The following is a 12,671-nucleotide window of genomic DNA, read 5'->3' on the forward strand; positions in this document are numbered from 1 at the left end:
TACCTGGGAGTGGCGCCGATGAGTTCCGGCGGCCCGCGCGGTCAGCCTTGTGCGACGACATGTCTGGAGGGCGTCCCGATGACCGACAAGCAACCGCAGACCCGGCTGGATGCGCGCTACAGCGACGAGAGGGCCACGGCGACCGACTGGGCCGAGGCCGAGAAGCTGCTGGCCGGGGCCGAGCTGTTCTGGATCTCGACGGTACGGCCGGACGGGCGGCCGCACGTCACCCCGCTGCCGGCGGTCTGGTCGCAGGGGGCGCTGCACTTCTGCACCGGCCCGCAGGAGCGCAAGGCGCGGAACCTGGCGCTGAACCCGCACGTCGTCCTGACGACCGGCACGAACACCTGGGACAAGGGGTACGACCTCGTGGTCGAGGGCGAGGCGGTGCGGGTCACCGACGACGGCCGACTACGCGAACTGGCCGCGGAGTGGGAGGCGAAGTACGGCAGCTTCTGGCATTTCGAGGTGGACAACGGCCGCTTCCGGCACGGGCCGGGGCACGCCTATGTCTTTTCGGTGGCGCCGGGCACCGTTTTCGGCTTCGGTAAGGGGGAGCCGTTCAGCCAGACCCGCTGGCGATTCACCATGGAGGACTAGCGATGGACTTCACCCTCGAAGTGATCCCGCTGCCCGTGAGCGACATCGACCGGGCCCGCGACTTCTACCGGGACAAGGTCGGCTTCCACGTCGACATCGACCAGGAGGTCATGCCGGGCATGCGCATCGTCCAGCTGACGCCTCCGGGCTCGGGCTGCTCGATCGCCCTCGGCGACAGCATCTGGGACATGACCAAGGGCGAAACCGTACCCGAGCCCGGTTCCTACCAGGGCCTGCAACTCTGCGTCGCCGACATCAAGGCGGCCCGGGCGGAACTGGTGGAACGGGGCCTGGAGGTCTCGGAGCCGGTCCAGTACGCCCCGGACGACGGCGCGACGTTCATGTACTTCAAGGACCCGGACGGCAACGGCTGGTCGATCCAGGAGTACCGGCGCCGGGTGACGGAGCCGCTGCACCAACTGCTGGCGGAGCAGGCGGACAAGCGACCGCGGTAACGCGGCCGAGGGGCGTGGGAGGGGACCCCGCGCCCCGATCCGCTGTCGGACGCCGCGGGTGGCCACATCGGCCCGCGGCGGCAGCGGGCACGCAAGAGCCGCGGCGCATGTACACCGCGGCGCTGGTCGAGTCGGTCACTTGTCGAAGCCGCCGGGAGCGTTCCCTCCGGGGTTCTGGGTCTCGAGCCCGCCGCCCTTGCACTCCGGCTGCCGGCCGGCCGGGAGGTCAGCGGGGCCGACGGCTCATCGCCGTCGGCCCGCACACCCGTCGGGAGCCCCTACAGCACCGGCAGGTTCTTCCGCAGCTCGAACGCGGTCACCTCGGAGCGGTACTCGTGCCACTCCGCGCGCTTGTTGCGCAGGAAGAAGTCGAAGACGTGCTCGCCCAGCGTCTCGGCGACCAGGTCGCTGCGCTCCATCAGCGTCAGCGCCTCGCCGAGGTTCTGCGGCAGCGGCTCGATGCCCATCGCGCGGCGCTCGGCGTCCGAGAGGGCCCACACGTCGTCCTCGGCGCCGGGCGGGAGCTCGTAGCCCTCCTCGATGCCCTTGAGGCCTGCGGCCAGCAGCATCGCGTAGGCCAGGTACGGGTTCGCGCCCGAGTCCAGCGACCGGACCTCGACGCGCGCGGAGCCCGTCTTGCCGGGCTTGTACATCGGGACACGGACCAGGGCGGAGCGGTTGTTGTGGCCCCAGCAGATGTACGAGGGGGCCTCGCCGCCGGCGCCGGCGGTGCGCTCGGAGCCGCCCCAGATGCGCTTGTAGGAGTTCACCCACTGGTTGGTGACGGCCGCGATCTCCGCGGCGTGCTTCAGCAGGCCCGCGATGAAGGAGCGGCCGACCTTGGAGAGCTGGTACTCGGCGCCGGACTCGTAGAACGCGTTGCGGTCGCCCTCGAAGAGGGACAGGTGGGTGTGCATGCCCGAGCCCGGGTGCTCGGAGAACGGCTTCGGCATGAAGGTCGCCTGGACCCCCTGCTCCAGCGCCACCTGCTTCATGACCAGGCGGAACGTCATGATGTTGTCCGCCGTGGACAGCGCGTCGGCGTAGCGCAGGTCGATCTCCTGCTGGCCCGGCGCGCCCTCGTGGTGGGAGAACTCGACCGAGATGCCCATCGACTCCAGCATGGTGATCGCCTGGCGGCGGAAGTCCATGCCGATGTTCTGCGGGGTGTGGTCGAAGTAGCCGGAGTTGTCGGCGGGGGTCGGGCGAGAGCCGTCGAGGGGGCGGTCCTTCAGCAGGAAGAACTCGATCTCGGGGTGGGTGTAGAAGGTGAAGCCCAGGTCGGAGGTGCGGGCCAGGGCGCGCTTGAGGACGTAGCGCGGGTCCGCGAAGGACGGTGAGCCGTCCGGCATGAGGATGTCGCAGAACATCCGGGCCGTGCCGGGCGCCTCGGCGCGCCAGGGCAGGATCTGGAACGTCGACGGGTCCGGCTTGGCGATCATGTCGGACTCGTATACGCGGGCGAAGCCCTCGATCGCCGAGCCGTCGAAGCCGATGCCCTCGTCGAAGGCCTGCTCCAACTCGGCCGGGGCCACGGCCACGGACTTGAGGAAGCCCAGCACGTCCGTGAACCACAGCCGTACGAACCGGATGTCGCGCTCCTCCAACGTCCGGAGCACGAACTCCTGCTGCTTGTCCATCTTCCGCTTCCCCATCCTTGCTGGTCAGGCCGCCTGTCTCCGGTACCGCAGGAGGCGGTCGGGCACCTGAGCATCACACCACAACACCATTTCAGGCGCGTTGCGCACCTTGATCGCCGGAGCGACCTCGGACTGAACGCCCGGCATACGGCAGGTGTCCTGCCGCGGCACGCGGTGAAGTGCTCTTCCGCCCATCTTGCCTGCTCGGACCGACATCCGTAATGCCCGGCCCCTTATGACCCACCCAAGACCCACCCCGCTTTAATTTGCATCCCAGATGCAAGTTTTAATGAAGGCGGGCGGTCACCCTCGCACCGCCCCGTCGACCCTGAGGAGAACCGATGCTGTCCGAACAGTCCGCCGCCACCGTCCGTGCCACCCTCCCCGCGGTCGGCGCAGCCCTCGCCGAGATCACCGAGCGCTTCTACGCCGGGCTGTTCGCCGCCCGCCCCGAGCTGCTGCGCGACCTGTTCAACCGCGGCAACCAGGCGGCCGGCACCCAGCGGCAGGCCCTGGCGGGGTCGATCGCCGCCTTCGCGACGTACCTCCTGGACCACCCCGAGGAGCGGCCGGACGCGATGCTGGGCCGCATCGCTCACAAGCACGCCTCCCTGGGCGTCACGGCGGAGCAGTACGCCCTCGTCCACGAGCACCTCTTCGCCGCCATCGCCGACGTGCTCGGCGAGGCCGTCACGCCCGAGGTCGCGGCCGCCTGGGACGAGGTCTACTGGCTGATGGCGAACGCGCTCATCGCCATCGAGAAGCGGCTGTACGCGGAGCGCGGCGGGAGCGAGTGGCGGGAGTGGGAGGTCGTCGGACGCGTCGAGGAGACCGCCGACGTCGCCACCTTCCGGCTGCGCCCGGCCGACGGCCGCCCGGCGCCCGGCTTCCGGGCCGGGCAGTACGTCTCCGTCCAGGTCGAACTGGCGGACGGGGCCCGGCAGACACGCCAGTACAGCCTGTCCGCCGCGCCCGGATCGCCGGTGCGCCAGATCAGCGTGAAGCGGGTGCGCGGCGGCGCCGCCGCGCCCGACGGCGAGGTCTCCAACCACCTCCACGCGCGCGTGCGGGTCGGCGATCGCCTGCGCCTTTCGGCGGCGTACGGCGATCTCGTACTCGCCGGCACCGAGGCCCCGCTGCTGCTCGCCTCCGCCGGCATCGGCGTGACCCCGATGGTCGCGATGCTGGGTGAGCTCGCGGACGCCGGGCACGAGGGCCGGGTGATCGTCGTGCACGGCGACCGCTCCCCCGCCGAGCACGCCCTGCGCGCCGACCACGAGGTGTACGCCGAGAAGCTCGCGGACGCCTCGGCGCACTTCTGGTACGAGACGGACGCCGACGGCTCCCACGGCACCGGGCTGGTCGACCTGACCGACCTCGCTGTACCGCGGGGCACGCGCGCGTACCTGTGCGGTCCGCTGCCCTTCATGCGGGCGGTGCGGGCGCAGTTGATCGAGCAGGGCGTGGCGCCCGCCGACATCCACTACGAGGTGTTCGGGCCGGACCTCTGGCTGGGGCAGGAGGGCTGAGGCCCGTGCGGGGCTAGGTCGCGCGGCCGATCTGCAGGAGCAGCGGGCCGGTGGGGTCCGCGGTCACGTCGGCCACCGTCAGCGGGTCCAGCGAGGCGAAGAAGGCCTCCTGGGCCCGCCGCAGCGCGCCCCGCAGCCGGCACCCGGAGTGCAGCGGGCAGGGGTTGTCGCCCTCGCACTCGACGACGTCGCCGTCCCCCTCGAAGGCGCGCACGATCGCGCCGACCGACGCGGTACGGCCCTTGTCGCTGAGCGAGAGCCCGCCGCCGCGGCCCCGGCGGGCGTCGACCAGGCCCATGTGCTGAAGCTCGGCGACGACCTTGGCGGCGTGCGTGTAGGGCACCTCCATGTCCGCCGCGACCTCGCGGGTCGTCGGCGTGGCGTCGCCCAGGACGGCGAGCCGCATCAGGAGCCGCAGTGCCAGGTCGGTGGAGCGCAACAACCGCATGAACTGCAGCGTAGATAATGCGCATCCCCGGTTCAAAATATCCGGCGAGAATATCCGGCGATCGAAGCGACCGGTCAGATGGCCGGACGGGCCCCGGTCCCCATCCGGCCTTTCCGGCCTTTCCGGCTGACCGCACTACTGGAGGTCACACCTCCCCCATTACGATCAGCGAACCCGACCGTCCCACCCCTCCCAGAAGGGCACGCCTCATGGGCTCCGCCAAGAACAAGAGCAGCGCCGCGCGCAAAGCGCGAATAGAGGAGATGCGGCGCGCCGAGCAGGCCCGTGAGCGGCGCAACCGCATCCTCACCATCGGGGCCAGCCTGGTGGTCGTCGCCGGTCTCGTCGTCGGCGGTGTCGTCCTCATCCAGTCGCAGTCCGAGGAGAAGGCACAGGCGGACAAGACGCCCGGGAAGTTCGTCACCGGCAAGGACGGCGTGAAGACCTGGAACAAGACCTTGACCCAGACCCACGTGAAGACCGGCGTGACGTACCCGATGGAGCCCCCGGTCGGCGGCGACCACCACGCGGCCTGGATGAACTGCAACGGCGACGTCTACACCAAGGAACTCAAGAACGAGAACGCCGTGCACTCGCTGGAGCACGGCGCGGTGTGGGTGACGTACACCAGCAAGGCCTCCAAGGCCGATGTCGCCGCGCTGGCGGAGAAGGTCAAGAAGACGCCGTACTCGCTGATGAGCCCGGACGAGAAGCAGAAGGACCCGATCATGCTCAGCGCATGGGGGCACCAGCGCACGGTGACGAGCGCGAGCGACCCGAACGTCGACAAGTTCTTCGAGACGTACGTCCAGGGTGAGCAGACGCCCGAGAAGGGCGCGGTCTGCACGGGCGGTCTGACGGAGTGAAACAGCACGTCGGATGGATAGCGGGGACCGCGGCGGCCGTGCTGGTCGCGGCCGGCGCGGTCACCTACGCGGTTGCCGACGGCGACGGCGGCGCGGGCAGCACCCCGAGCCGCGACTCGGCGGACGCCGGGTTCGCCCGGGACATGGCGGTACATCACCAGCAGGCCGTGGAGATGTCGTTCATCGTGCGCGACCGCACGAAGGACGAGGAAGTGCGGCGGCTCGCGTACGACATCGCACAGACGCAGGCCAACCAGCGCGGCATGATGCTGGGCTGGCTGGATCTGTGGAAGCTGCCGAAGGTGTCCTCGGACGCGCCGATGACCTGGATGGGCATGGGCGACATGGCCTCCGGCGAGGACGGCGCGCTGATGCCGGGCATGGCGACCAACACGGAGATGAAGAAGCTCGCGAGCCTCAGCGGCAAGCAGGCGGAGATCTTCTATCTGCAGTTGATGACGGACCATCACAAGGGCGGCATCCACATGGCCGAGGGCTGCGTCGACAAGTGCACGGTCGATGTGGAGAAGGGCCTCGCCCAGGGCATGGTGAACGGGCAGGAGTCGGAGATCGCCCTGATGAAGGACATGCTGGCGGACCGGGGCGCGAAGCCGCGCCCGTAGCCGTCCGGCCGCGCCCGCAGGGCCTGCCGGCCCTGCCGGTCCTTCGGTCCTGTCGGGCCGTCGAAATGGCCTTGTCATCAGGTTGGTTGGGACCTTCTTGGGCCTGGCATTCCCCCCCCGCGTGAACGGTTCGTCGCGAGAGTGGCCACCGGCCCGCGTACGCCGCGGGCAACCCTGGCTGGGACACGCTCGTCGGCACTAGGCCCGCGTGGGCCACGGCCAGGGCGGACCGCGGCGCTGCCTCGGACGGCGCCCAGGTCGCCGTACGCGTCTACCTCGCGGGCCGGGACGCGCCGGCCTCGCCGCCCTACGCGGAGGCCGTGTCCGACCGGGCTCGGGCGGTTACGTGGAGTCGTACCGCCGCTGACCGGCACCTTAGGGAAACGGGGCGCCCCGCCGACGGGGGAAGATCGGCGGGGCGCTTTGGTGCCGCAGTGGTTCAGGGGGGGCGGATCCCCACCGGGATCAGTGGACGGAGTGCTCCTCCAGCGGGAACGTTCCGCCGACGACGTCCTCCGCGAACGCCTTCGCCGCGTTGCCCATGACCTCGCGGAGGTTGGCGTACTGCTTGACGAACTTGGGGACGCGGCCGCCGGTCAGGCCCAGCATGTCCGTCCAGACCAGCACCTGCGCGTCGGTCTGGGAACCGGCGCCGATACCGACCGTCGGGATGTGCAGCGTGCGCGTCACCTCGGCCGCCAGCTCCGCCGGCACCAGCTCCAGGACGACCGCGAACGCGCCCGCGTCCTGGACCGCCTTCGCGTCCCGCAGCAGCTGCGCGGCCGCCTCCTCGCCGCGGCCCTGGACGCGGTAGCCCATGGCGTTGACGGACTGCGGGGTCAGGCCGATGTGGGCCATCACCGGGATGCCGGACTCGACCAGCAGCCGGATCTGGTCGTACGACCGCTCCCCGCCCTCCAGCTTGACCGCGCCGACCCCGGCCTCCTTGACCATCCGGGTCGCCGAGCGCAGCGCCTGCACCGGGCCCTCCTGGTAGGAGCCGAAGGGCAGGTCGCCGACGATCAGGGCGCGTGACGTGCCGCGTACGACGGCCGCCGACAGCATGGTCATCTCGTCGAGGGTGACGGGCACGGTGGTGTCGTACCCGAGGTGACAGTTGCCCGCGGAGTCGCCGACGAGCATGACCGGGATACCGGCCTCGTCGAACACGGACGCGGTCATCGCGTCGTACGCGGTGAGCATGGGCCACTTCTCGCCCCGCTCCTTGGCGAGCGCGATGTCGCGGACGGTGATACGGCGTGTGCCCTTCCCCCCGTACAGCGCCTTGCTGCCGTCGGAGGGCTTCGCCTGAGGCGTCTGGGCAGCCGAAAGCTGCGTCATTGCAACGGCTCCTTCATGTCATCTCGAGGCGCCCTGACGGCGTCCCCGGATCCCCTCCATGGTGGCACTTCGTGCCGAGCAGAACCAGGCCCCCCTGTGTGAGTTCCGCCCCCGGCTCCGCCGCGCCCCGGATCCGCGTAAGGTCTCGGCAAAAATTTACGATACGAGACGGTGCCGTATCGAAAATCTCCTACGCTCGACGCCATGACTTCTCCCGCCTCTGACACCGGCCCCCGGATACCGGAGGCCGTGCACCGGCGCCGCTGGGCCATCCTCGGCGTGCTGATGCTCAGCCTGCTGATCGTCGTCCTCGACAACTCGATCCTGAACGTCGCCATCAAGACCATCTCGACTCCGGCGCCGACGGGCCTGGGCGCCACCCAGAGCGAGCTGGAGTGGGCGATCAACTCCTACACGCTCGTCTTCGCGGGCCTGCTGTTCAGCGCCGGTCTCCTCGGTGACCGGCTGGGCCGCAAGAAGGTGCTGCTCGGCGGGCTGGCCGTGTTCGGCATCGGTTCCGCCCTCGCCGCGTTCTCCGGCTCGCCCGGCGAGCTCATCGCCTTCCGCGCGGTGATGGGCCTCGGCGCCGCCTTCGTCATGCCGGCCACGCTCGCCGTCCTGATGAACGTCTTCGAGCGCGACGAGCAGCCCAAGGCCATCGGCATCTGGGCGGGCGGCGTCGGGCTCGCCATCGCGATCGGGCCGATCACCGGCGGCCTGCTCCTCGACCACTTCTGGTGGGGCTCGGTCTTCCTCATCAACGTGCCGATCGTGCTGATCGCGGTCGCGCTGATGGTGTGGCTGGTCCCGGACTCGCGGGATCCGAACCCCGGCCGCATCGACCCCGTCGGCGTCGTGCTGTCCGTGGTCGGCCTGGTCCTGCTGGTCTACGGCATCATCAAGGGCGGCCAGCTCGCCGACTTCACGGACGTGACGGTCCTCGCGACGATCGCCGCCGGTCTCGCCGTCCTCGTCGGCTTCGTCGTGTTCGAGAAGCGCAGCGACCATCCGTCCATCGACGTCACGTACTTCAGGAACAAGGTCTTCTCGGCCGCGATCGGCGTCATCGCGCTGGTCTTCTTCGCCCTCATGGGCGTGACCTTCTTCTCGGTCTTCTACACCCAGAGCGTGCGCGGCTACTCGCCGTTGGAGACCGGCCTGCTGATGCTGCCGCTCGCCGCCGCCCAGATGCTCTTCGCGCCGCGCGCCCGGCTCGTCGTCGACCGGTTCGGCAACCGGGCCACCACCACCGGCGCCATGCTGCTCATCGCGGCCACCCTGACCGCCTTCGCCACGTTCGAGGCGGACACGCCGATCTGGATCCTGGAGGTGGTGTTCTTCCTCATGGGCGCCGCGATGGCGCACATCATGACACCGCTCAGCGTCGTCATCATGCAGGCCCTGCCCCGCGAGAAGGCCGGCTCCGCCTCCGCGCTCAGCAACACCTTCCGGCAGGTCGGCGGCGCCCTCGGCATCGCCGTCCTGGGCTCGGTCATGTCGGCCACCTACCGGGGCGGCATCGAGGACCGGCTCACGGTGCTGCCGGAGGGCGTGCGGCACACGGCGGGCGAGTCCATCGAAGCCACGCTGGGCGTCGCGGACCGGCTCGGGCAGCGGGGCGAGGCCCTCGTCGGCCCGGCCCACGACGCCTTCCTGCACTCCATGCACGTCACGGCGCTGTGGGGAGCGGGCGTCGCGGTGCTCGGCGCGGTGGTCGTGGCGCTGTTCCTGCCGGGGCGGCCGACGGCGCCTCAGGAGGGGGGGGCGCCACGGGAGTTGGCCGCCGCGGAGTAGGACACGCACCGGGCCGGCCGGACACCCGCCGGGCCGAAAGGACACGCTCCGGACCGCGCCTCGTACCCGCAGCCGTCGTACACCAGGGAGAATCAGCACAGCCCACGGAAAGGACCGAGTTCGAGTGAGCCTCGCCGACAGCCACCCCCGGCAGGACGGCCCCGGCAGGGGCCGCCCCCGCAGCGAGGCCGTGGAGCGGTCCATCATGGAGGGCGTTCTGAAGCTGCTGGAGGAGGGCGTGCCGCTCGCGGAGCTGTCCATCGAGCGCATCGCCCGTACCGCCGGCGTCGGCAAGGCCACCATCTACCGCCGCTGGAGCGGCAAGGAGGCGCTCTTCGTCGACGTCGTGCGGGCCGCCGAACCCCCGGACCCCGAACTGCCCGGCACCTCGGTGCGCGACGATCTCGTGGCGCTCATGGAGCAGTTGCGCCGGCGCGGCCTGATGACCCGCTCGCCGGTGCTCCTGCACAACGTCATCGCCCAGATGAAGAGCAGCCCGAAGATCTGGGACGCCTATCACGCGAACGTCGTCGAGCCGCGGCGCAGGAAGCAGCACGCGATCCTGCGCCGCGCCCAGGAGAACGGCGAACTGCGCACGGACATCGACGTCGACGTGATGAACGACATGATCTTCGGCCCGATGCTGGTGCGTGCCGTCATGCGCCCGGACGCCGACCTTCCGGAAGGGCTGGCGGAGCAGATGGTCGACGCCGTGCTCGAAGGTCTACGGCCCGTCAGTTCACGCACCCCGTAGATCGCATGTGCGCGTTTCGTCACAGAGCGCGCTTTCCCCCGCCGCGACCGGAACTCGCGAAGGGGACTTGTACGTCCTCGCCCCCGTACGGCCGTCATGAGAACGGCAGGAACGGAGCCGATCATCCCCTAGGGTTTCTTTGGGCGCGGGGGGACGACGGTGTGCACGGCAGGTAGTGAGGCGACGGTATGGCGCAGCAGGCGTACGTGACGGATACGGACAGCGGCGGCTCGGGGCCCGAGCGCCGGGAATCCGGGCCCCGACGCCTGATGAACCGCCTGCGCAAGAGCCGTCTCGGCGCCGGCCTGCTGAGCGGCGACCGGGGCGTCTGGCGGCGCGGCATCGTGCTGGCCGCCCTCGCGGTGATCCTCGCCCTGGTGATGCTGCTGCACGCGCAGATCCCGAACACGATCGGCAACCTCGGCAGCCTGACCGAGACGTTCCTGCCCTGGCTGGGCCTGTTCGTCCCGGTGCTGCTCCTGCTGGCCCTGGTCCGCAGGTCCGCGACCGCGCTGATCACCGTGCTGATCCCGGCGCTGGTGTGGCTGAACCTCTTCGGCGGCCAGCTCACCGACAAGACCGGCACCGGCGGCGACCTGACGGTGGCCACGCACAACGTCAACGCCGACAACACCGACCCGTCCGGCACCGCCCGGGACGTGGCATCGTCCGGCGCGGACGTGGTCGCCCTGGAGGAGCTGACGGCCACGGCGGTCCCGACGTACGAGAACGCGCTGGCGTCGACGTACAAGTACCACTCGGTGCAGGGCACGGTCGGGCTGTGGAGCAAGTACCCGCTGAGCGGCGTCAAGCCCGTCGACATCAAGCTGGGCTGGATCCGTGCGATGCGGGCCACGGTGACCACGCCGTCCGGGCAGGTCGCGGTGTACGTCGCCCACCTGCCGTCGGTGCGGGTCAAGGTGGAGGCCGGGTTCACCGCCCGGCAGCGTGACAAGAGCGCCGACGCGCTGGGCGAGGCCATCGCCGACGAGCCGCTCGAGCGGGTCGTCCTGCTCGGCGACCTGAACGGCACGATGAACGACCGCGCGCTCAACGCCGTGACCGCGCAGATGCGCTCCACCCAGGGCGCCTCGGGCAGCGGGATGGGGTTCAGCTGGCCGGCGTCGTTCCCGATGGCGCGGATCGACCAGATCATGGTGCGGGGCGTCGAGCCGGAGAGCTCGTGGACGCTGCCGGAGACGGGGAGCGACCACCTTCCGGTGGCTGCTCGTGTGAAGGTCGACACGTCCTCGTAACCGGACGGAATACCGGGCCTGAGAGCCTTTGTTCCGAAGCTGAACATAAACTTCGTACGGAACTCCGCTCTCTCCCCGGAAAGGCACGGCTGCTTTCATGCCCCTGGCCCTGCTCGCCCTCGCCGTCGGCGCCTTCGGCATCGGCACCACCGAGTTCGTGATGATGGGCCTGCTGCCCGAAGTCGCCGACGACCTGCACATATCCATCCCCGCCGCCGGACACCTGGTGTCGGCCTACGCGCTCGGCGTCGTGATCGGCGCCCCGCTGCTGGCGGCCGTCACAGCGCGGATGCCCCGCCGTACGGTCCTGATCGGGCTGATGGCGCTGTTCGTGGCGGGCAACGCGGCGTCCGCCCTCGCGCCGGACAACTCCTGGCTGCTCGTGGCCCGCTTCGTGAGCGGCCTGCCGCACGGTGCCTTCTTCGGCGTCGGCGCGGTGGTCGCGACGAGCATGGTCGCGCCGGAGCGCAAGGCCCGGTCGGTGTCCCTGATGTTCCTCGGCCTGACCGTCGCCAACATCGCGGGCGTGCCGGTCGCCACCCTCATGGGGCAGCACCTGGGATGGCGGGCGACCTTCCTGGGCGTCAGCGCGATCGGCCTGGCCGCGATCGCCTCGCTCGTGCTGCTGATCCCGCACGACCGGGTGCCGGCGCCGTCCGCCGGGCTGCGCGGTGAGCTGGCCGCGCTGAAGTCCCTGCCGGTGTGGCTGGCCCTCGGTACGACGGTCGCGGGCTTCGGCGCGCTCTTCGCCGCGTACAGCTACATCACGCCGATGCTGACCGACTCCGCCGGATACGCCGACGCCAGCGTGACGCTGCTGCTCGCGCTGTTCGGCGTGGGCGCGACCATCGGCAACCTGCTGGGCGGGCGGCTGGCGGACCACGCGATGCGCAGGACGCTGTTCGGCGGCCTGTTCTCCCTGGCCGCGGTCCTGGCGCTGTTCCCGCTCCTGATGTCCACGGCGTGGAGCGCGGCCCTCGCGGTCGCCCTGCTCGGCATGGCGGCGTTCGTGACCGGCACCCCGCTGAACCTGATGGTGATGGAGAAGGCCTCCTCGGCCCCGTCCCTGGCCTCCTCGGCCAACCAGGCCGCCTTCAACCTCGCCAACGCGGGCGGCGCCTGGATCGGCGGCCTCGCCCTCGCCGCCGGCTTCGGCGCGACGTCTCCGGCGCTCGCCGGGGCGGCGCTGGCCGTGCTCGGGCTGGCGGTCGCGGGTGCCGCGTACGCGGTGGACCGGCGCCGGGCTGCCGCCGCTCCGCGGGCCGGGCGCGAGCGGGTGGTCGCCGGGCATGTCCCGCAGCAGGTGGAGACGGTTGGGCACTGAGTTCCACGAGCCCTACGACTGCCGAGGGGGCGTCCGGTGAT

12 protein-coding genes are annotated in these 12,671 nt (G+C 70.7%); 9 read left to right on the top strand and 3 right to left on the bottom strand.

Going from position 1 to position 12,671, the window contains the following annotated elements; translation table 11 throughout:
• Positions 1-78: 78 nt before the first annotated feature.
• Together EJ357_RS13100 and EJ357_RS13105 are read left to right on the top strand one after the other, a co-directional pair.
• Positions 79-600 (top strand): pyridoxamine 5'-phosphate oxidase family protein, encoded by a 522-nt coding sequence (locus tag EJ357_RS13100; RefSeq protein ID WP_126391779.1) that lies wholly within the window; start codon positions 79-81, stop codon positions 598-600.
• Positions 601-602: 2 nt separating this feature from the next.
• Positions 603-1,055, top strand: coding sequence for a VOC family protein (locus tag EJ357_RS13105; RefSeq protein WP_126391781.1), 453 nt, complete (start codon positions 603-605; stop codon positions 1,053-1,055).
• 278 nt (positions 1,056-1,333) lie between these two features.
• Here the strand turns inward: EJ357_RS13105 and glnA are convergent, their stop codons facing one another.
• Positions 1,334-2,695: a type I glutamate--ammonia ligase gene (glnA, locus tag EJ357_RS13110; protein ID WP_126391783.1), complete on the bottom strand. Its 1,362-nt coding sequence runs from the start codon at positions 2,693-2,695 to the stop codon at positions 1,334-1,336.
• Between the two features lie 341 nt (positions 2,696-3,036).
• On the opposite strand from glnA, the gene EJ357_RS13115 reads away from it, so the two are divergent.
• On the top strand, positions 3,037-4,224 hold the full coding sequence (locus EJ357_RS13115; RefSeq protein ID WP_126391785.1) for a globin domain-containing protein: 1,188 nt from the start codon (positions 3,037-3,039) through the stop codon (positions 4,222-4,224).
• Positions 4,225-4,237: 13 nt separating this feature from the next.
• Here EJ357_RS13115 and EJ357_RS13120 read toward each other — a convergent pair whose 3' ends face one another.
• Complete coding sequence (locus tag EJ357_RS13120) at positions 4,238-4,672, bottom strand: Rrf2 family transcriptional regulator (protein ID WP_126391787.1); 435 nt, start codon at positions 4,670-4,672, stop codon at positions 4,238-4,240.
• 209 nt (positions 4,673-4,881) lie between these two features.
• On the opposite strand from EJ357_RS13120, the gene EJ357_RS13125 reads away from it, so the two are divergent.
• Both EJ357_RS13125 and EJ357_RS13130 read left to right on the top strand, forming a co-directional pair.
• On the top strand, positions 4,882-5,538 hold the full coding sequence (locus tag EJ357_RS13125; protein ID WP_126391789.1) for a DUF3105 domain-containing protein: 657 nt from the start codon (positions 4,882-4,884) through the stop codon (positions 5,536-5,538).
• A complete protein-coding gene (locus tag EJ357_RS13130) occupies positions 5,535-6,161 on the top strand; it encodes a DUF305 domain-containing protein (RefSeq protein WP_126391790.1) in 627 nt (208 codons plus the stop codon). The genes EJ357_RS13125 and EJ357_RS13130 overlap by 4 nt, the downstream gene beginning before the upstream one ends.
• Positions 6,162-6,626: 465 nt before the next feature.
• Here the strand turns inward: EJ357_RS13130 and panB are convergent, their stop codons facing one another.
• Positions 6,627-7,502: a 3-methyl-2-oxobutanoate hydroxymethyltransferase gene (gene panB, locus EJ357_RS13135; protein WP_126391791.1), complete on the bottom strand. Its 876-nt coding sequence runs from the start codon at positions 7,500-7,502 to the stop codon at positions 6,627-6,629.
• 204 nt (positions 7,503-7,706) lie between these two features.
• On the opposite strand from panB, the gene EJ357_RS13140 reads away from it, so the two are divergent.
• The 4 genes from EJ357_RS13140 (at position 7,707) to EJ357_RS13155 (ending at position 12,630) form a co-directional block, all read left to right on the top strand.
• On the top strand, positions 7,707-9,296 hold the full coding sequence (locus EJ357_RS13140) for an MFS transporter (protein ID WP_126391792.1): 1,590 nt from the start codon (positions 7,707-7,709) through the stop codon (positions 9,294-9,296).
• Positions 9,297-9,420: 124 nt separating this feature from the next.
• Positions 9,421-10,050, top strand: coding sequence for a TetR/AcrR family transcriptional regulator (locus EJ357_RS13145; protein WP_126391793.1), 630 nt, complete (start codon positions 9,421-9,423; stop codon positions 10,048-10,050).
• Between the two features lie 269 nt (positions 10,051-10,319).
• Positions 10,320-11,306, top strand: coding sequence for an endonuclease/exonuclease/phosphatase family protein (locus EJ357_RS13150; RefSeq protein WP_407698516.1), 987 nt, complete (start codon positions 10,320-10,322; stop codon positions 11,304-11,306).
• A gap of 97 nt (positions 11,307-11,403) precedes the next feature.
• Positions 11,404-12,630: an MFS transporter gene (locus EJ357_RS13155; protein ID WP_126391795.1), complete on the top strand. Its 1,227-nt coding sequence runs from the start codon at positions 11,404-11,406 to the stop codon at positions 12,628-12,630.
• Positions 12,631-12,671 lie beyond the last annotated feature (41 nt).

This window comes from Streptomyces cyaneochromogenes, assembly GCF_003963535.1.
Classification (GTDB): Bacteria; Actinomycetota; Actinomycetes; order Streptomycetales; family Streptomycetaceae; genus Streptomyces; species Streptomyces shaanxiensis.